Raw genomic sequence first — 19,203 nt, 5'->3', positions numbered from 1 at the left:
TTTATCGTGCTGATAGGATATGCAAGGCCAAGTGCAGAAGATCCGATTTGCGAAAATCAGGTTGCACAGCTGAAAAATGCAGGCTGCCAGAAAATTTACGTCGAAGAACATGCTTCTCCGAAAAAAAGAATCCGCTTGTACGAAATGCTTGAACAAGCCGGCACTGCCGACAAAATCATCGTTTCGAAACTTTATACATTGGCCGATTCCACGCGCCATTTAGTGGAGCTATTGGACACAATGGAAGCTAAAAACCTGTCACTTTTGTCGATGCGCGAAGAAATCGATACCGCCAATGAGCAGCAATACCCGTTCCAGAAAATCCTCCATTGTTTGGCCGATTTCCAAAGCGACGCCATCAGTGAAAAAACCAGAGCCGGCTTATCGGCGGCTAAAGAAAAAGGCGCTGTCTCCGGACGTCCGAGAAAAGCGGACGAAAATGTTAAAAAAGCCATTGAGATGTACGAAAGCAAAGAATACAGCCTAGCTGACATCAAAGAAAAAACGGGCATCAGCAAATCGACGCTTTATCGTTATTTGGAAAATTAATGCCCGGTATTTTTTAAAAGGAGATTTTATATGCTGAAAAAAGAATGGCCGAAACACACGATTTTGGCGATCGCCGTCCTTGCGACTTGGCTGAAAACCTATATCGTCTACAAAACCGGCTTCTCGATCACGATCGACAACGCGATGCAGGAATTGATCCTGTTCATCAGCCCCTTGAGCCTTTTGCTGTTCTTTTACGGCGGCTCCCTGTTTTTAAAAACTGATAAAAACAAAAACCGGTATTTGATTGCGGCGACGCTGATCACTTCGGTCATACTTTACGGCAACGTCGCTTTCTACCGCTTTTTCAGTGATTTCATCACGCTGCCGGTGCTGTTCCAGACCGATAATTTCGGCGATCTTGGATCCAGTGCCGCGGCCAGCATTTACCCGACCGACGTTTTGTATTTCACCGATTTCCTTGTCGTGTTGCTGGCGGTTAAATTCCTGCGCACCAAACAGACAAACGAAATGGGGCTGAAAGTCCACCGCCGCGTTTATTTCGCTTTATCGGCAGCGATTTTGTTCCTCAATCTCGGTTTAGCCGAAGCGGAACGCCCGCAGCTGCTGACACGCAGTTTTGACCGCGAGATGCTCGTGAAGAATATCGGCATGTACAATTACCATCTGTATGACGTCTATATCCAATCCAAATCACAAGCTCAGCGTGCCTTTGCGGATGGCTCTGAGCTGACAGATGTCCAAAATTACGTCCATGCCAATCAAGCCGATCCGTCTGGCGAAATGGCAGGGATTGCGGAAGGCAAAAACTTGATCGTCGTGACGCTGGAATCGATGCAAAGCTTTGCCATCAATGAAAAAATGAACGGGCAAACCATCACTCCTTTCCTGAACGAACTGACGACTGATGAAGATACCATCTACTTCCCGAATCTCTATCATCAGACTGGGCTCGGCAAGACATCGGATTCCGAGTTCATCCTTGAAAACTCGCTGTATCCGCTGAGCGGAGGCGCTGTATTCTTTACGCACGGCGGCAATACCTATAATTCAATGGCTGAAAAATTGGGCGGCGAAGGCTATGCTACGAACGTCCAGCACGCCAATACGAAAAGTTTCTGGAATCGCGACATGATGTACGAATCATTGGAAATTGATGAATTCCTGGATATCCAAAGCTTTACTGTAGGCGAAGGCGATGCGGTCAATTGGGGCATGAAAGACATTCCGTTTTTCGAACAATCCGTTGCCCATATGGCCGACATGCCGCAGCCATTCTATAGCCGTTTGATCACGCTGACCAACCACCATCCGTTCACTTTGGATGAGCAGGACAAACTGATCGATGAATTCGATTCGAACTCCGGCACGCTCAACCGCTATTTCCAGACGACGCGTTATTTGGATGAAGCGGTCAAAGAATTATTTGACGAATTAAAAGCGAGCGGCCTTTACGAAAACTCGATCATCGTCATGTATGGCGACCATTACGGCATTTCAGAAAATCATAACGATGCGATGGCCCAATACCTTGGGAAAGAAATTACGCCTTATGAATCTGCCCAGCTTCAGCGCGTACCGTTCTTCGTGCACATTCCCGGTTCAGGCAAAGGACACGTGAACGAGGAAATCGGCGGCCAGATTGATATGCGCCCGACAATCCTGAACTTAATGGGTGTTGAGACAGACAACGATATGCAATTCGGCAGTGACTTATTCTCAGAAGAACATGAAGAGAGCGCTATTTTCCGCGACGGGCGCTACGTTACGAAAGACTATGTCTACGCCGGAAACACGTGCTATGAAAACGGCACAGGCGAAGAAATCGACCCGATGTTGTGTGCACCCTTCACCGAGCAGGCACGAACAGAACTGGAATTTTCAGAGGAAATCATCATTGGTGACCTCTTGCGGTTCTACGATGAAGAAACCGGCAACTTGAATATTTCTGAGCAATAAAAAAGAGGGATGCGACGTAAATCGCATCCCTCTTTTCTTTTGGCCAACTTTATACTTTCAGCGCCAACACATGATTCTTCAAATAATGGTAAACCCCATCTTCGTCGCACGTGAATTCCGTCACTTCATCTACCACTGCCTTGATATGGTCCGGCGCATTTTTCATCGCCACTGAACGGGTAACGAATTCGAACATCTTCAAATCGTTGTCGCTGTCGCCGACCGCCAATGTGTCGCAGCCTGTTAAGCCGAAGCGTTCCAGCATCTGCTCGATGCCCGATGCTTTGCTGACATTCGCAACCATCACTTCCGCGTTATGCGGAGAAGACGGTGTCATCGTAAAGTCCATTTCCTGTTGCAATTCCGCAAGCACGGCTTTCCAATTCTCGATTTCTTCCTTCGTTCTCGCAAAGAAATAAAACTTGGAAAAATGGCTGCCGACGATTGTTTCCGTCCACTCAATTTCTTCGGCAAGTGATTTTTGGCGCGAAATCCATTCATTGATCTGCACCGAATCCGGCTTTGGCTCGCGGATGGCCGCTTCTACAAAATCCCGGTCCTGCTGCAGCACGATGCGCGATTCGCCGTAAGGGAAAAGCTCATAATAGATGCGGTGTTCACGTGCTTTTTCAATAACCGCTTCCACCAATTCCAGCGATAAAGAATGCTCGAAAACCGTCTCTTCGCCAATATAGCCGGACATGCCGTTCGCCGTAATGATGCCGTCCACCGCAAATCCTTCGGGCAGCATCTCGGCCAATTCGGTCGCCGATCTGCCAGTCGCGATGAAAACATAGAAGCCTTCGCTGCGCAATTCATCTATAATTTCCTTCGTGTGGATGCTCACTTTATTGTGGTGATTCAGGATGGTCCCATCCATATCCAAAAATACTGCTTTCGGTTTTACTGACACGTTGTTGCCTCCTTGGTATCCAAATTGAAACTATTAAGCCAGTATACGCTTGAATTTTTCCAAACTCAATAAATGCAGCCCAAGTTTACAAAAGCTTAACCCTCTCCGACGCATCTTAATCGCTATTGCAATATGGCAATAAATGATAGAATGATGCTAATCAAAAAAGTTTTATGGACGCTTTAGTTTTTTAAATATAAGTCTCGATATTCCGCAAAACAGCCTCGCTAAAACATATGCTCCTGTCCCTGTCCCTGCAACGCTGCGCTAGCTTCGGGACATGAAAGTACGTTGCATCGCTGCGCTAGCTTCGTCGTAAAGATACGCCGAACTGCTTTCGGCCATATCTTTCCTGCGAGAGTCGGTGTGTTTTGCTCCATATCTGATGATTATTAATATATTTAGAAATGGCAATTAAAATCTTCTTAAATGAACGAAGTGTTTTGATAGTAAGAGATATCCTTTGAATGGAGCGGAGGCGGCGACTCCTGTGGGATTAGTGGGACAATGGAGACCCCGGAAGTACGCGAAAGCGGACTGAGGAGGCTCCATTGCCCACCCCGCGGAAGCGTCCGCCGAAGCGCAATGAAAAGAGATACACGAAGCCAGGCGGCGGATGGAGGTTGGCATGGAACAGATTTTAATTATCGAAAAAGTATTGAATAATAATGTCGTCATCGCCCGCCATGACACCTATAAAGAAGTCGTGCTGATTGGCAACGGGCTTGGCTTCAACCGCAAAAAAGGCGACAGTATCCCTTTCGACACCGCTGACAAGACTTTTCTGCTGAAAGATGAGAAAGAGATGGAGCAATACGTCAATTTGCTGCCGCATATCGATGAAAACCTGCTGGAATTCATCCACGGCCTGCTGCTGTTCATTGAAGAAAAGATGGGCAAAGAGCTGAACGAGCACATCCACGTCGCATTGACCGACCACTTGGCGTTCGCCATCAGCCGCGCACAAAAAAACATGCAGTTCTCGAATCCGTTCCTTTATGAAATCGAGGCGCTGTATCCGAAAGAATACCTTGTCGCCCAGGAGGTCGTGAAAAAGGTGGAGTCGCATATCGGCATCACTTTTCCTGAAGGGGAAATCGGCTTTATCGCGCTCCATATCCATAGCGCGGTGACCGATAAATCGCTGCGCGACATTAATCGTTACAACGCGCTCATCTCCCAGCTGGTGGAAATCATCGAAGCGAATTTATCGTTGCAGCTGCAGCGGGACGACGTCGATTACCACCGGCTGATCCAACACCTGCACCGTGCAATCGACCGCGCCCACAAAGGAAATTCCATCGCCGAAGAGAGAAAACTCGAAGAATTGTTGAAAAAGGAATATCCGGTGTGCTATAATCTTGCGTGGAAGCTGATTAAAGTGATGCAAAATCAATTGAACAAGCCGGTAGATGAAGCTGAAGTACTGTACTTGACGATTCACCTTCAACGCTTGCTTAATAATTAAATAAGCCAAACATACGTGTTACTGATACGATCAGGCATGAGTATGAAAAGATTCAAAGATTAATCCAAAGGGGAACTCCGTCCTTTTTTAATCGTGTCTTTTCTGCTCATGCCTTTTCTTTTTAGCCAGCTGCATTCACTTTGGCCGCATCTTAGATAGTCCATTTATTAATAAGGAGGAATTTTTATGTCAGTTAAAACTGCAAAACCTGCACAATCCCGAAATATTTTCGGCCTCATGCAGCAAGTCGGTAAAGCTTTGATGCTGCCGGTTGCCCTTTTGCCAGCTGCAGGTATTCTGCTTGCATTCGGTACAAGCTTTGCCCAAGATTCTTTTTTGGAAGCGGTGCCATTCTTCGGTGCTGACTGGATTCAAAAACTATTATTCGTTATGGCCGAAGCCGGCGACATCGTGTTCGCTAACTTGCCGTTGCTGTTCGCAGTCGGCGTCGCCATTGGCCTTTCCAAAGGCGATGGTGTAGCAGGCCTTGCAGCCATCATCGGCTATTTGATTATGAATGTCACGATGAAAGCGTTCGGCAATATTACACCTGAAATGACGACAGATCCGAAGTACGCTGAAGTGTTGGGCATCCCGACGCTGCAGACAGGCGTTTTCGGCGGTATCATCGTCGGTGTCATGGCAGCATTTCTCTATAATCGCTACTATAATATCAGCTTGCCTCAATTCCTTGGCTTTTTCGCTGGAAAACGCTTTGTGCCGATTATTACCGCCTTCTCCGCCGTTTTCCTGGGCATCGTGATGTTCCTTGTTTGGCCATTCGCCCAAAACGGCTTGAATGCCCTTTCCCATTTCATGCTTGAAACGAACCGTACACTTGCGGCTTTTGTTTTCGGGACAATCGAACGTTCATTGATCCCATTCGGTTTGCACCATATTTTCTATTCACCGTTCTGGTTTGAATTCGGTTCTTATACAAACGCGGCAGGAGAAATCATCCGCGGCGACCAGCGCATTTTCTTCGCCCAGCTGCAAGACGGCGTCGACTTTACCGCTGGTACATTCATGACAGGGAAATTCCCGTTCATGATGTTCGGTCTTCCGGCAGCAGCGCTTGCAATTTACCACACAGCGCGCCCTGAGAAAAAGAAAATTGTCGGCGGCATCATGGCGTCCGGCGCCTTGACTTCATTCTTGACAGGTATTACAGAACCGCTTGAGTTCTCGTTCTTGTTCGTTGCACCTGTCCTGTTCGGTATCCACGCAGTGTTTGCGGGTCTATCGTTCATGACGATGCATTTGCTGGACGTTAAAATCGGCATGACCTTCTCAGGCGGCTTGATTGACTTCCTGCTGTTCGGCGTTATGCCCGGCCGTACGGAATGGTTCTGGGTCATCGTTGTCGGACTGGTTTTCTCGGTCATCTACTACTTCGGTTTCCGTTTCGCCATCCAGAAGTTCAATTTGATGACGCCAGGCCGTGAATCAGATGAAGAAGGCGATGACGTTGACGAAGAAATCAGCGACTTGCCATATGAAATCCTTGGAGCGATGGGCGGCAAAGATAATATCACGAATCTTGATGCTTGTATCACACGCTTGCGCGTCACTGTCGCAGATAAAAATGAAGTAGATAAAGCACGTTTGAAAAAACTTGGCGCTTCCGGCGTCATGGAAGTCGGCAATAACATCCAGGCCATCTTCGGGCCTGTGTCGGATAGCCTGCGCGGCCAGATGCAAGACATCATGGACGGCAAAACACCTCGTGCCAAAGAAGCTCCTGCAGCAAGCGCTGAAGAAGCAGCCGTTAATTTGGCAGCACTTGAGTTCAGCAGCCCGATGACCGGCGAAATTTTACCGATCAGCGAAGTTCCTGACCAAGTGTTCTCCGGCAAAATGGTCGGCGACGGTTTTGCGATACGTCCGACAGATGGCAAAGTCGTTTCTCCGGTCAACGGTAAAGTCGTTACCGTGTTCCCGACGAAGCACGCAATCGGCATCGCCGCGGACAATGGCACTGAAATTCTGATCCACATCGGAATTGATACGGTCCACTTGAAAGGCGAAGGCTTCACTTCAAGAATTGAGCAAGGCGACCTTGTTGAACAAGGCCAATTGCTGATGGAAGTGGATTTGGATTATGTCGAAAAAAATGCACCGTCAATCATTACGCCAGTCGTTTTCACCAACCTGGAAGAAGGACAAACCATTTCTGTCCAAGCAACAGGCCACGTAAAAGCGAATGACAAAAACATCGTTGCGATCAATGAAAGCGGCGCAGCGTCAAATTGATTTTCCACTAACTGAACAACAAAAAAGCCGATGCAGCTGCGAGGTAACTCCGCAGCCGCATCGGCTTTTTTTATTTTTTCAGAGTGCGAGAATTTTCGCCGTGAGGCGGGAAATTTCATGGGTATTGATGGTGGATTCCAGCTTGTTGCTGTTCGCGCAATCGATGAATTCCTTCAGTTCGTAGTACATCGTGTCAAAATCGTGTTCCACGGACAAGTCTTCTGTGCTGCCGTCGCGGTATTTGATCGTTGCAATCTTCGGGTCGCTGATGCGGTCGATTTCAATGACGCCGAGTTCGCCTTGGATTTCGCTCGGCATGTACGAATCCGATATTTTCGAGTACATGGCGATCGCTTCAAAGCCGTCGTAATTGAGGATCATGCTCCCTTGCCCTTCGGCTCCGGTTGATAACAGGTGCGTATTTTTCAACACGGCTTGCGGTTCGCCGGCAAGGTGGACAATCGGCGCGATGCAATAGACGCCCAAGTCGGTCTTGGCGCCGTTACCGAGCTCCGGTTTAAACGCATTCTCGATAATGCCTTCTTTGTATTTATCATAGCGCGACGAATACTGGTTGTAATGGAAAACGAAGCGGCGCAGCGGACCGATTTTGTCCAAGTTCTTTTTCACGTTGAGGAAAGTCGGTGTTACGGTCGACTTCATCGCTTCCATGAACAGCACGCCATACGTGCGCGAGGCCTCAACAGCCAAGTCGTATTCTTCTGCCGATAGCGCAGCAGGCTTTTCACAAAGCACGTGGATACCGTGTTTCATTGCCAAGACGCTTTGTTCCACGTGAAACGAGTTCGGCGATGCAATGTAAACCGCGTCAATCGTTCCGCTGTCGTACATCTCAGCTAAATCCGTATAGACATGTGCGACGCCGTACTTTTCGGCAAATGCTTTGCCCGTCTCTTCTGTTCTCGAATAGATGGCGCCGATGCTGAATTCCGGCAAATCCCGCGCTGCTTTAATCATTCGATCCGTAATCCAATTCGTTCCGATAATGCCAAATCTCATATACAGTCTCCTTTTCAGACAATAGTGTTCTTTTTCCTACTTAAACTGAAACTTCCCCAAGCGCTGGCCGTAAATAAAACCGAAGGCCTTTTCCAATCCTTACAAATTGATGAAGGAGTGATTTTCATGATGTGGTTTTTCGTTCCGCTCGTCTCGGTTATCGGTTTTGCAGTATTGCTCGATTGGCGAAAAAATAAAATAAAACATTCTCCTCACCATTTTGATCATCCGGACAATAGTTCAGGAAGCTCCAGCCATTATTACAGCAGCGAATCCTCTTCTTCCGACTGCGGCGGTGGCAGCGACTGACAGGACCGGATTCTTCTACAAGTAAAATTTGGTGAAGAAGGTCGTGCCTTCCGTACTCGTCTTGATTTCGATTTTGGCATTGTGGCGGGCAGCGATGGCGTAGCAGATACCCATCCCAAGCCCCGTGCCATCGTCTTTTGTCGTGAAGAACGGTGTTCCGATCTTCTCCATAACCTCAGGCCGTATCCCTTCCCCTTGGTCTTGTATAGCAAGCACGACACAATTTTCGTCCACCCGGTAATAGGTGCTGATGTACAGCAGCCCCCCTGGTTCCATCGCTTCGAGGCCATTGCGGCAAATATTGAGGATCAATTGCCGGATTTCGTTATGATTCAGCGGCAGCTCCGGAATTTCTTCGGTCTCGATTTCAATCTCTTTGCGTTGGTTGGATGTATCAATCTTGATCAACCGGGAAATGCCCTCGATGATTGAATTCAAGTTCGACATCTGGACTTCAGATGTCCGCGTATTCCCGACCGACAGGAATTCCGTAATTATGGCATTGGCACGGTCCAATTCCTCGATCATCAGGTTGAAATGCCCTGCGTGCTCCTGAAGCCCCTCTTCCTGCTCCAGCAATTGAAGAAAGCCCCGAACAGTCGTCATCGGATTGCGGACCTCGTGGCTGATGCCCGCTGCCATCTGGCCAATCAGATCCAAATTGGCGAGCCGCTTCAACTCCTTCTCGTACTTCCTTTTTTCCGTGACATCCTTCAGCATGCAGCAAATGCCTTCATCGTAAGGGTATGCCACTGCCTCAAAACAATAATCCTCCAACGAATCGATTTCGAAATGCACCGGCACCCGGTCATTCATCGCGCGGTGGAATTCTTCATACATCGCCGTTTTTGCAGCGCTCGGGAATACTTCCCACATATTCTTGCCCATCACTTCTTCCGCCGTTTTGTTATGCGGCAGGAATTGGTGTTTATTGATATAAATGTACTCCCAGTCCTTGTTCAACGCGAAAAAGCCGTCCGTGATGCTTTCAATGACGCTCGCCACTTTTTCGTTGGCGTTCTCAAGCTCACTCGTCCGTTCTTCGACCATGTTCTCAAGCTGGTCCATATGCAATAAATTCGAAAATGTCGGAGCCGTCGTGTCGACGATCGACTGTGCCATCTGGACCCGGGAATCATCGTAGCCCGCAGCTTCCGCTTCGGCCACCGCAATGACCCCCAGCGCTTCGCCCATCGACACCAGCGGAATCAGCAACAGCCCTTTACCTCCTTCGCCGGGAATATGCATGACTTTTTTAGACGCGATCGCTTCTTCCGCCAACTCCCCGTAGCTTCGGGATGGGTCAGCGGCTGCAAGCTTATTGCTCCACTCTGCTTCTGTCCAATCGGAGTTTTTGTTGACCTTGGTAAGGCCGACCGTCTTTTTCTCCACCGGCTCCAATAGATGGGCGATGATTTTTTCGCTGCCCAGGATTTTCGCCAAGTAATGGAAGCATTTGTCCAAACATTGCTGGATCGACGAGCACATCGACAACTCACGGGCCACATTGAGCAGAAGCTGATTTTCAGCGATCAGCTCTTCTTTTTGCTTGAACGTTTTTGCATTCTGGATGGCGACTGCTGCCATATTGACGTACGCTTCCACGCTTTGAATTTCCGATTCCGTCAAATACATCGGCTTGCCGAAATCGAATAAGAAAACCAAACCGAATAATTCCTGCTCGAAGCAAATTGGCAGCGCCAGCAGCGATTTCACTTCGAAAGCTTCGACCGGCGTGCGGTCTGGCCGCTCGTCTTTTAAAGTATCGGGAATGTAAATCGTTTTCCGCGTTTCAATCACTTGTTTGGCCAACATATCTGTAGCCGGGTCAATCACCTGCGTTTCGAGCTTTTGCCCGTTGATGACATCCGGTTTTCCCGCAACAGCGCGGAATGTCCCGTCATTTTGGGCCATGAAAACCCCCACTGAACTGCATTGCACAATCTCTTCTGAAATCGCCTGTGTGACATGCTGCAGCACCTCACGCAGTTCCAGCTTCGTATTGATGATCTTTGTTATATTGGCAAGTCTGGAATATCGGGTTTGTTCCGCTAACATACTTATGGTCTCCCATCACAGGCATCATTCGATTCAACGCCTTCCTGCTATTTTATCCCTTTTTACAAATAACTGCTAGAAAAGTCCGCCAATCCCTTTCAATATTTCTGCTTCTGGCTGCGTTTATTTTAGTTAAATAATAAGGGGAAAAATGAAAAAGCCAGGATCGACAGCGATTATGCTGCCAATCCTGGCTTATTTTTTATCCATAGAATAGAAAAAGCACCCTACCCGGAGGTAAGGTGCTGCTTTACGGCGTCCAAATCACGGTTCACAACGTGTTCCTAAAAGGAGTATTTGTCCGTCTTACGTAAACGAGCTCATCGCGTCTTTAACAATAAGGCATGGCGCCAGCTGTGTCAATAAATATCGCTGCCGCCTTCTTCGATCTTTTCCTATTTCTGTACGTCCATATCAAACTGACCCCTAAACTTTATCGTAAATTGATACTTTCCACTACGCCAGACCTCTGCTAATGTTAGCAGTAAATTTAAAACAAAAAGCAGCGGAACACCAGCGTCATGCGGGTTCCCCGGCCTTTTAAGAAAAGGAAGGTTATGGCTATGCAAAAAACAGCTCCTGTAGCGTCTTATTCCAGTAAGCGCACATTCAATCTCATTTTGACATCAATGTCCATTGCTCTCGTCTTCGTAGCTACATTATTATTGAACATCAAATTGCCGATCACGGCGAATGGCGGCTTGGTCCACCTTGGAACAGCGATGCTCTTCATCATCGCCCTCGTTTTCGGGCCTAAAAAAGCGGCGATTGCAGGCGCCGTCGGCATGGGCTTGTTCGATTTGGTATCCGGTTGGACGCTTTGGGCGCCGATCACCATCGTCGCGCGTGGTTTGCAGGGCTACCTGGTCGGCAAAATCGCCTGGTCGAATGGCCGCGCCGGCAACAGCGTCCGCTTCAATATCCTAGCGGCAATCGCCTCGATTCCGGTTATGCTGGCTGTCTATTATGTCGGTGAAGCGATCATCTACGGAAATTTTGTCGTGCCGGCCGCTTCGATTCCGGGCAATATCGTACAAAACGTCGTGGGTCTTTTGGTCGCGATTCCAGTGGCGATCGCATTGAAAAAAACGCCATTCTTCAAATCATAAGAACACCTGAAAAGCGCCTGGATTCTCTATCCAGGCGTTTTCATTTTGCCATGAATTTCTTTCCTCTCAAAAAACACCCACGGGTATAGGCGAAAAGGGATTCGTGAAACCGGCAACGAAGTAAATAACATCAAGCAAAAGGAGGATGGCTAATGGCAAGAGATTTTGAAGTGTTAAGCGGTGCAGAGCCCTATGCAGTAGAAGGCAGCCGCACAGGGATACTCGTTTCACACGGCTTTACAGGAACAGTGCAAAGCATGCGGCCGCTTGGCGAGGCATTCGCCCGGGAAGGTTATACGGTTATTGTTCCGCGTCTGCACGGGCACGGGACACATCATGAAGAGATGGAAGGCACGACTTATCAGGATTGGATCGCATCGATCGAAGAGGCTTACGCATGGCTAGCCGAACGGTGCGACACTATTTTCATGGCCGGTTTGTCGATGGGCGGCACGCTCGCGCTTTATATGGCGCAGCGGCATCCGGATATTCGCGCCATTTCCCTTATCAATGCGGCAGTGGATGTGCCGGCGATGAAGTCTGTCCACGACTTGCAGGAAGATGTTCGTTTCCTCGACGCCATCGGCTCAGACATCAAAAAAGCGGGCATCGTGGAATTGGCTTATGACAAAACGCCGGTTGCCTCGGTCAAGCAGATCTTGGCGTTCATGGACATCGTGCGCGACGGCTTGCCGAAGGTTCAATGCCCGGCGCTGATTTTCGTGTCGCCGGAAGATCATGTAGTTCCGCCCAATAACGCGCAGATGATCTATGAACGGATTGCTTCTACAGAAAAGACCATCATCGAGATGCCCGACAGCTACCACGTTGCGACACTTGACAACGACCAGCAGCGCATTATCGATGAAACGCTGGCCTTTTTAAAAAAACACGAATAAGAGCCATTCAACTGCCTTAAACCACCTTCGACTCGGTACCGAAATCAGAGGTGGTTTTGCGTGGAAAGAGAAGCGAAAAGGCTGCTTGGCCTCCATGAGTTTGGAGGTCAAACAGCCTTTTATGGGTTGTACTGAGTTTACCGCAACATTTACGCTTTTTCGTTGACCAATGCCGCTTGTGCGCCGGAAACTGGAGACGCAGTCACGTTTGTTTCGTTCAAGCCCAGCGATTTCGCTGTAGCCGCGTGGATTTCTTCGAACAGCGCCGGATTTTCAGCAAGCGCTGTGCCGTATGAAGGAATCATTTCTTTGATCTTCGGCTCCCATTCCTGCTTGTGTTCAGGGAAGCATTTGTCGAAGATTTCAAGCATCGCGTGGACAGCCGTCGAAGCGCCTGGAGAAGCGCCGAGCAATGCAGCGATCGAACCGTCAGCGGCACTGACGATCTCGGTGCCGAATTGCAATGTGCCTTTGCCGCCCGCTTCAGTGTCTTTGATGACCTGTACGCGCTGGCCTGCCACGACGACATCCCAGTCTTCAAGTTTCGCAGTCGGGATGAATTCGCGCAGTTCTTCGACGCGTTTTTCGTTTGACAGCATGACTTGCTGGACAAGGTATTTCGTCAATGACATTTCCTTCGCCCCTGCTGCAAGCATCGTGAAGACGTTGTTCGGTTTAACCGACCCGATCAAGTCCATGTTCGAACCTGTTTTCAGGAACTTCGGCGAGAAGCCGGCAAATGGCCCGAACAGCAAGGATTTCTTGTTGTCGATAAAGCGCGTGTCCAAATGCGGCACGGACATCGGCGGTGCGCCGACTTTCGCTTTGCCGTAGACTTTCGCGTGGTGCTGTTCGACGATTTCCGGGTTCGTGCAGACCAGGAACAGCCCGCTGACCGGGAATCCGCCGATGTGGCGGGATTCCGGAATTCCGGTTTTTTGCAGCAATGGCAAGCTTCCGCCGCCGCCGCCGATAAAGATGAATTTCGCTGTGTGGTACTCGATTCTATTGTCAGCGAGGTTCTGGACTTTGACTTCCCAAAGGCCTTCGCTCGTGCGTTTGATGTCTTTGACGCTGTGGTTGTAATTGATCTCGACATTCTTCTGCTGCAAGTGGTCAAACAGCATTTCCGTCAGCGCGCCGAAATTGACGTCTGTTCCGGAGTCGATTTTGGTTGCTGCAATCGGTTCGTTCGATGTACGGCCTTCCATGATCAACGGAATCCATTGCTTCAGTTTTTCAGGGTCGGCTGAGTATTCCATGCCTTTGAACAGCGGGTTCGTAGACAGCGCTTCAAAACGTTTCTCCAAGAAACGCACGTCTTTTTCCCCCTGCACCATGCTCATATGCGGAATCGGCATGATGAAGTCCTGCGGGTTGCTGATCCGCTTGTTTTCTACCAAATAGGACCAGAACTGTCTCGACAGCTGGAATTGCTCGTTGATTTTGATCGCTTTGCTGATTTCCACAGAGCCATCCGGTTTTTCGGGTGTATAGTTAAGCTCGCACAGCGCCGCATGCCCCGTACCCGCATTATTCCACTCGTTGGAGCTTTCCGCCCCCGCTTTTTCGAGCTTCTCAAACACTTTGATTTCCCATTCCGGTGCCACTTCTTTAAGCATTGCGCCCAAAGTTGCGCTCATGACTCCCGCACCAATTAAGATAACATCTGTTTTTTCATGTCGGTTGCTCATTATACCCTTCCTTATCCCGTATATTTGCAGATCAAGATGCACGCCTTGCCGGGCTGTACAGCTCTTCTGCCTTTTTTATAAGTTTATCATAATCCATATTGGCGATTTACATTAAATATCTGCTACCAACTTCCAATTATAAACTATTTAAAGCGCGTTATAAAGCGGAAAGCTTTATCGGCCTCTCCGTTAAATCCAATAAAAGAAAGGTCCTTATACGCACATAACCTGGCGCTTAAGAACCTTCCTTTTCTTTTTTCAACCTATGAATTGCGCACCCACGCCGCAATGCCTTCGATATCTTGCGGAGAGGTCCTGCAACAGCCGCCAATAACAGTTGCTCCCGCTCTATGCCAAACTTGGCTAAGGGAGCTGTAGCGCTGTTCAAGCGCCTTTCCATCCCACGTCTTGCTCGCAGGATCGTAGGCTTCCCCGGAATTCGGATAAACGATGATCGGCTTCGCTGTCTCGCGTGCGATTTCCTTGATCAACGACTCGACAAACCGAGGCGCGGTGCAATTGATGCCGATTGCCGCCACCTGCTCCTGGCCATCCAGGTATCTGGCGCATTCCGCAGCCGTTTCCCCGTTGCTGATGTGGAGGACGTCTTTCGCGCTGAAAGAGATCCACGCGTAGACGCCCGGAAATTCCGTCAGCACTTCTACAATCGCTTGCGCCTCCAGTAATGAAGGAATCGTCTCGCACGCTAAAATATCCGCGCCGGCTTCAACCAGCAGCTCGATCCGGCTTCTGTGAAATTCCTTCAGCTCCTCTTTGCCTACGCCGTAATCGCCGCGGTATTCCGAGCCATCCGAAAGAAATGCACCGTAGGGGCCGACGGATGCGGCCACCAGTGGTTTCGGCCGGGACGATTGGCCGTCCAGCTCCGCCCAAAATTCATCGCGCGCTTCTTGTGCCAGCCTCACCGATTTTGTGATCAAGTCCGCCGCCTCTTCAGCCGTCAGCCCTTTTTCTTTATAGCCTTCGATCGTCGCCTGGTAACTCGCCGTAATCGCGCAATCCGCGCCGGCTTGAAAATAATCGAGGTGGACTTTCTTGATCAATTCCGGATTTTCCATCAACACTTTCGCTGACCATAAACGGTCGTTTAAATTGCAGCCGTAATTTTCAAGCTCCGTCGCCATTGCCCCGTCAAGTATGACGATAGGAAAGCTTTTCAAAATTTGTTCGATTGGGTTCATTCCAAAACATCCTTCCCATATCCAAGCTCGTTGATCCTTTTTATTTATTCCGGCTTGCTTTACTTAAAAACTGCTTTGTTCTTTCCGCTTTCGGCTGCGTGAAAAGCTGTTCGGGCGTTCCTTCTTCGACAATCACGCCGTCTTCCATGAAAATGACGCGGTCCGAGATTTCACGGGCGAACTGGAGCTCATGGGTCACGATGAACATCGTCTTCCCGGTCGCTGCTACGCCTCTGATCGTGGCCAACACTTCATCAACCAGCTCCGGATCAAGTGAAGATGTCGGTTCATCGAACAATAGAACTTCGGGATTCAGCGCAAGCGCGCGGGCAATCCCCACCCGCTGCTGCTGGCCGCCGGATAATTGTGCCGGGTAATGGCTGAGCCGGTTCGTCAATCCGACCCGCTCCAGGATGTCCAGGCTCTTCTTTTTTGCTTCGTCTTTTTTCAATTGCTTGACGCTCGTAAGCCCAATCATGACATTGTCCAGCACGGTCAAATTTTTAAATAAATTATATTGTTGAAAGACCATTCCGGTCGACGTCCGCAGCGCGAACACATCTGCTTTGCTGGCGGATTCGACGTCTACTCTTTTGCCGCCGATTTCCACGATGCCGCTCGTCGGCTGTTCCAGGAAATTGATGCAGCGCAGCAGCGTCGATTTCCCCGATCCGCTTGGCCCCAAAATCGAAACAATCTCGCCTTTCGAGACCTCGAGGTCGATTCCTTTCAGGACGTGCTGGCTGCCGTAGTATTTGTGGATGTTTTCTAACTTGATCATGCCGCAATCCCTCTTTCATATCTGCGCGCCCGCTTCTCTATTTTCACGAGCACCCGCTCCACGATGATGCAAAGAATCCAGTAAACAATGGATACCGCAATATACACTTCAAAAAATGCCAAGCCGCGTGAACCGAGAATTTTGGCTTGCCCCATAATGTCGATGACCCCGATGATGAACACAAGCGACGTGTCCTTGATCGTGCTGATGAACATATTGCCGAGGTTCGGTATCGCGACGGCCAACGCCTGCGGGAAAATGATTTTCAGCATCATCGCCGTCGGGCTCATGCCGATCGCTTTCGCGGCTTCAAATTGTCCGCGGTCCACCGATTCGATGGCGGACCGGATCGTTTCGGATAAATACGCACCGAGGTTGACGGAAAATGCCAGCAGCGCATAGACTTCAGGCGCTATGCTATTGACGTCTGCCGATTGCAGCCAGCCGTATTCGATCTGCAAAAAGTAAATGATTTTCGGTATGCCGTAAAACACGAGGTAGATTTGAACGAGCAAAGGCGTTCCCCTGATAAACGAAACGTATATCGATGAAATTACGCTTAATACCGGAACTTTGTATATTTTGATCAATGCTGTAAACACGCCGATAAACAAACTCAAAACCAAGGAGCCGACCGCTATCCCGATCGTAATGGGCAGCCGGGAAACAATGGCAGGAAAACTTTCGATTAAAAAATTCAGATCCAGTAAATTCTCCATTTTCTCTTTCCTTCCACGAACCTATTCAGGAATATATTCTCCGCCAGTCCATTTTTCCGATAGTTCTGCTAAGGTGCCGTCCTGTTTAAGCTGTTCCAGGATCGGGTCTACCAATGCTTTCAACTCTTCGCCCTGCTCGCCATTTTTCAAGACAATGCCCATGTCATCATTGACCAAGGGCTGGCCCACGATCTCGACGCCCAAATCGTTCTTTTCCAACACCGCATCGATCATAATCGGATCATTGACATAAGCATCCACACGGCCATTTTGGACATCCTGCAGAATTTCCGAAGGGTTGCCGCTTTCACTGTATTTCAAGTCGATCGGGGTTTTCGCCGTTTCGTTGTATTCCTCCAGCAAAAGCGTATACGAATCGCCCGCTAATGCGCCGACCGCCTTGCCTTCCAGATCTTCGATCGTTTGGATGTCTTCTCTTCCCGATTTCACGGCAATGACCGTTTCAGCGGCAAAATAAGATTCATCGGTGAACAAGTATTTTGCCTGGCGTTCAGGCGTCTTAGCTACCTGGTCGGCGATTGCCTGGATTTTATTGGACTCCAAAGCAAGAAACATGCTGTCCCACGGCACGGCGACAAACTCGAATGCGTAGCCGTCCAATTGTTCATCAATCGCTTTGACCACTTCGATGTCGTAGCCGGTCAACTCATTGTTGTCGTCCGCAAAGGCGAATGGCGGGTAATCATTCTGCGTCCCTACCAAAATCACTTGGTCGCCCGTTGCGCTTGTCGCTTCCTTTGACGAACAGCCGCCGAGTGTGCCTGCTGCTAATAAAAACAATGATACGAATAAATAATGATTTCTTTTCATGTTCAAGCCCCTTTTCTCTGTCTTATTGTTATTATTCTTGCGGAACGTGCGTGTGATCTCCCTGTTTTTAGATGCAAAAAAGCCTCTTTCAAATAGGAAAGAGGCTCGACCAATTTCTTATCTCTCAGAATGAAAAACACCCTGCAGGAATTAGCACCTCTCATAAACATGATGGTTGCTGGACTTCACAGGGCCTGTCCCTCAGTCTCTCTTGATAAGTTATTTAATTTTTTTACATATTAACGATAGTATTTGACATTGGCTCTCCTGTCAAACACATTTTTCATTTATTTTGAATTTACACTGATTTTCCCATGGAAATTTAAGGTTTTTGATTCATAATCATATTTTGAAAGGCCTCTCCCTCTTTAATGGCGCGCAGGAATCAGGAATATTGACGGCGCTTTTCTATTTTTGTTACTCTTCTACTAATCAGCTGGAGCCAAACATTTCTGTTAACCTGCTTTTTCATGGGAAAACAGATCAGGAACTGTTCCAGCTAAAATACAGGGAGGTCATCACTTGAAAGCAATTGTCATTGACCAATATGGAGATAAAGATGTGTTACAAGAAAGAGAAGTAGACCAACCTTCAATTCACGAAGATCAAGTGTTAGTGGAGATTCATGCAACCTCCATTAACCCGATCGATTGGAAAGTTCGTGCAGGGTATTTAACCGATATGCTGCCATTTGAATTTCCGATTATCCTCGGTTGGGATGCTGCAGGAATTATTGTGAAAAAAGGAAGCAACGTAAGAAACTTTGAAGTAGGTGAGCGCGTCTTTACACGGCCAGCCACAACAAGACAGGGCACTTACGCTGAATATGCACCAGTGGATGAAAACTTGCTCGCTAAAATGCCCGCTTCAATGAGTTTCGAGGAAGCTGCGGCTATTCCCCTGGCAGGGCTCACTGCGTGGCAATGCCTGGTAGACTTTGCAGGCGTAAAGAAAGATGACAAGGTTCTTATTCATGCAGGAGCTGGCGGAGTTGGAACCTTTGCGATTCAGATCGCTAAATCACTCGGTGCTTATGTCACAACGACAGCAAGCGAAGAAAATGAAGAGTTTGTGAAATCCTTGGGTGCAGACCAAGTGATTAATTACAAAACGGAAGATTTCAGCCAAATTCTGCATGATTATGATTTTGTTTTGGATTCAATGGGCGGAGAAGTTCAGTCTAACAGCTATAAAGTTCTAAAACCAAAAGGCAAATTGGTTTCGATTGCTGCACCGCCAAATGAAGAAGAGGCGCAAAAGTATGAAGTTGAAGCAGGTTTCTTATGGCTTGATCCAAAAGGTGAACAATTGCAGAAGCTAGCTGATTTGTATGAGGCCGGGAAATTAAAAGCAGTGATTGGCGAAACTTTTGATTTTAATGAAAAATCACTTCAAGCTGCACATGCGTTAAGTGAAACTCATCATGCTCGCGGAAAAATCGTTATTAAAGTTAAATAACGCCTTTGTTTTGCAAAATA

At 48.4% G+C, this 19,203-nt stretch carries 16 protein-coding genes and 1 riboswitch; of the genes, 8 read left to right on the top strand and 8 right to left on the bottom strand.

Annotated features, from left to right (window positions below; genetic code table 11):
* The first annotated feature begins 6 nt into the window (after positions 1-6).
* The gene (locus QMA09_RS12735; RefSeq protein ID WP_290213366.1) at positions 7-549 is read left to right on the top strand and encodes a recombinase family protein; all 543 of its coding nucleotides are present in this window, start codon (positions 7-9) and stop codon (positions 547-549) included.
* A gap of 30 nt (positions 550-579) precedes the next feature.
* Entirely contained in the window at positions 580-2,469 is a 1,890-nt protein-coding gene (locus tag QMA09_RS12730; protein ID WP_290213365.1) for an LTA synthase family protein, read from the top strand.
* 49 nt (positions 2,470-2,518) lie between these two features.
* Here the strand turns inward: QMA09_RS12730 and QMA09_RS12725 are convergent, their stop codons facing one another.
* Entirely contained in the window at positions 2,519-3,382 is an 864-nt protein-coding gene (locus tag QMA09_RS12725; protein WP_135505571.1) for an HAD family hydrolase, read from the bottom strand.
* Between the two features lie 628 nt (positions 3,383-4,010).
* Here QMA09_RS12725 and glcT point away from each other — a divergent pair.
* Together glcT and ptsG are read left to right on the top strand one after the other, a co-directional pair.
* The gene (gene glcT / locus QMA09_RS12720) at positions 4,011-4,850 is read left to right on the top strand and encodes a glucose PTS transporter transcription antiterminator GlcT (RefSeq protein WP_290213364.1); all 840 of its coding nucleotides are present in this window, start codon (positions 4,011-4,013) and stop codon (positions 4,848-4,850) included.
* A gap of 186 nt (positions 4,851-5,036) precedes the next feature.
* Positions 5,037-7,103 carry a glucose-specific PTS transporter subunit IIBC gene (ptsG, locus tag QMA09_RS12715; RefSeq protein ID WP_290213363.1) on the top strand — a complete coding sequence of 689 codons (2,067 nt, stop codon included), beginning with the start codon at positions 5,037-5,039 and terminating at the stop codon, positions 7,101-7,103.
* 78 nt (positions 7,104-7,181) lie between these two features.
* Here the strand turns inward: ptsG and QMA09_RS12710 are convergent, their stop codons facing one another.
* Entirely contained in the window at positions 7,182-8,123 is a 942-nt protein-coding gene (locus QMA09_RS12710) for a Gfo/Idh/MocA family protein (RefSeq protein ID WP_290213362.1), read from the bottom strand.
* Between the two features lie 126 nt (positions 8,124-8,249).
* On the opposite strand from QMA09_RS12710, the gene QMA09_RS12705 reads away from it, so the two are divergent.
* A complete protein-coding gene (locus tag QMA09_RS12705) occupies positions 8,250-8,432 on the top strand; it encodes a hypothetical protein (RefSeq protein ID WP_290213361.1) in 183 nt (60 codons plus the stop codon).
* 15 nt (positions 8,433-8,447) lie between these two features.
* On the opposite strand, the gene QMA09_RS12700 is transcribed toward QMA09_RS12705, so the two are convergent.
* Positions 8,448-10,490 (bottom strand): GAF domain-containing sensor histidine kinase, encoded by a 2,043-nt coding sequence (locus QMA09_RS12700; protein WP_290213360.1) that lies wholly within the window; start codon positions 10,488-10,490, stop codon positions 8,448-8,450.
* Between the two features lie 563 nt (positions 10,491-11,053).
* On the opposite strand from QMA09_RS12700, the gene QMA09_RS12695 reads away from it, so the two are divergent.
* Both QMA09_RS12695 and QMA09_RS12690 read left to right on the top strand, forming a co-directional pair.
* Positions 11,054-11,599 carry an ECF transporter S component gene (locus tag QMA09_RS12695; protein WP_290213359.1) on the top strand — a complete coding sequence of 182 codons (546 nt, stop codon included), beginning with the start codon at positions 11,054-11,056 and terminating at the stop codon, positions 11,597-11,599.
* A 152-nt stretch (positions 11,600-11,751) separates the two neighbouring features.
* Positions 11,752-12,498 carry an alpha/beta hydrolase gene (locus QMA09_RS12690; protein ID WP_290213358.1) on the top strand — a complete coding sequence of 249 codons (747 nt, stop codon included), beginning with the start codon at positions 11,752-11,754 and terminating at the stop codon, positions 12,496-12,498.
* 149 nt (positions 12,499-12,647) lie between these two features.
* On the opposite strand, the gene QMA09_RS12685 is transcribed toward QMA09_RS12690, so the two are convergent.
* From QMA09_RS12685 to QMA09_RS12665, 5 genes are all read right to left on the bottom strand, one after another.
* Positions 12,648-14,192: a malate:quinone oxidoreductase gene (locus QMA09_RS12685; RefSeq protein WP_290213357.1), complete on the bottom strand. Its 1,545-nt coding sequence runs from the start codon at positions 14,190-14,192 to the stop codon at positions 12,648-12,650.
* A gap of 263 nt (positions 14,193-14,455) precedes the next feature.
* Positions 14,456-15,394 (bottom strand): homocysteine S-methyltransferase, encoded by a 939-nt coding sequence (gene mmuM / locus QMA09_RS12680; RefSeq protein ID WP_290213356.1) that lies wholly within the window; start codon positions 15,392-15,394, stop codon positions 14,456-14,458.
* A 40-nt stretch (positions 15,395-15,434) separates the two neighbouring features.
* Positions 15,435-16,175, bottom strand: coding sequence for an amino acid ABC transporter ATP-binding protein (locus tag QMA09_RS12675; RefSeq protein WP_290213355.1), 741 nt, complete (start codon positions 16,173-16,175; stop codon positions 15,435-15,437).
* Entirely contained in the window at positions 16,172-16,894 is a 723-nt protein-coding gene (locus tag QMA09_RS12670) for an amino acid ABC transporter permease (protein WP_290213354.1), read from the bottom strand. Before QMA09_RS12670 ends, QMA09_RS12675 begins: the two co-directional genes overlap by 4 nt.
* A 21-nt stretch (positions 16,895-16,915) precedes the next feature.
* Positions 16,916-17,725 (bottom strand): transporter substrate-binding domain-containing protein, encoded by an 810-nt coding sequence (locus QMA09_RS12665; protein WP_290213353.1) that lies wholly within the window; start codon positions 17,723-17,725, stop codon positions 16,916-16,918.
* Between the two features lie 114 nt (positions 17,726-17,839).
* Positions 17,840-17,946: riboswitch (SAM riboswitch) on the bottom strand.
* Between the two features lie 301 nt (positions 17,947-18,247).
* On the opposite strand from QMA09_RS12665, the gene QMA09_RS12660 reads away from it, so the two are divergent.
* Positions 18,248-19,183 (top strand): NADP-dependent oxidoreductase, encoded by a 936-nt coding sequence (locus QMA09_RS12660; protein ID WP_290213352.1) that lies wholly within the window; start codon positions 18,248-18,250, stop codon positions 19,181-19,183.
* The last annotated feature ends 20 nt before the right edge of the window (positions 19,184-19,203 follow it).

It is taken from the genome of Planococcus sp. APC 3906, from assembly GCF_030407685.1.
In the GTDB taxonomy this organism is placed as follows: domain Bacteria; phylum Bacillota; class Bacilli; order Bacillales_A; family Planococcaceae; genus Planococcus; species Planococcus koreensis.
The sequence above is the reverse complement of the archived record's forward strand: the minus strand, read 5'-3'. Positions and strand labels throughout refer to the sequence as shown.

Excerpts from the sequence above, each read along its gene's own strand:
- QMA09_RS12730 (WP_290213365.1), top strand. The coding sequence starts at position 580 with ATGCTGAAAAAAGAATGGCCGAAACACACGATTTTGGCGATCGCCGTC.
- glcT (WP_290213364.1), top strand. The coding sequence starts at position 4,011 with ATGGAACAGATTTTAATTATCGAAAAAGTATTGAATAATAATGTCGTC.
- ptsG (WP_290213363.1), top strand. The coding sequence starts at position 5,037 with ATGTCAGTTAAAACTGCAAAACCTGCACAATCCCGAAATATTTTCGGC.
- QMA09_RS12710 (WP_290213362.1), bottom strand. The coding sequence starts at position 8,123 with ATGAGATTTGGCATTATCGGAACGAATTGGATTACGGATCGAATGATT.
- QMA09_RS12705 (WP_290213361.1), top strand. The coding sequence starts at position 8,250 with ATGATGTGGTTTTTCGTTCCGCTCGTCTCGGTTATCGGTTTTGCAGTA.
- QMA09_RS12700 (WP_290213360.1), bottom strand. The coding sequence starts at position 10,490 with ATGTTAGCGGAACAAACCCGATATTCCAGACTTGCCAATATAACAAAG.
- QMA09_RS12695 (WP_290213359.1), top strand. The coding sequence starts at position 11,054 with ATGCAAAAAACAGCTCCTGTAGCGTCTTATTCCAGTAAGCGCACATTC.
- QMA09_RS12690 (WP_290213358.1), top strand. The coding sequence starts at position 11,752 with ATGGCAAGAGATTTTGAAGTGTTAAGCGGTGCAGAGCCCTATGCAGTA.
- QMA09_RS12685 (WP_290213357.1), bottom strand. The coding sequence starts at position 14,192 with ATGAGCAACCGACATGAAAAAACAGATGTTATCTTAATTGGTGCGGGA.
- mmuM (WP_290213356.1), bottom strand. The coding sequence starts at position 15,394 with ATGAACCCAATCGAACAAATTTTGAAAAGCTTTCCTATCGTCATACTT.
- QMA09_RS12675 (WP_290213355.1), bottom strand. The coding sequence starts at position 16,175 with ATGATCAAGTTAGAAAACATCCACAAATACTACGGCAGCCAGCACGTC.
- QMA09_RS12670 (WP_290213354.1), bottom strand. The coding sequence starts at position 16,894 with ATGGAGAATTTACTGGATCTGAATTTTTTAATCGAAAGTTTTCCTGCC.
- QMA09_RS12665 (WP_290213353.1), bottom strand. The coding sequence starts at position 17,725 with ATGAAAAGAAATCATTATTTATTCGTATCATTGTTTTTATTAGCAGCA.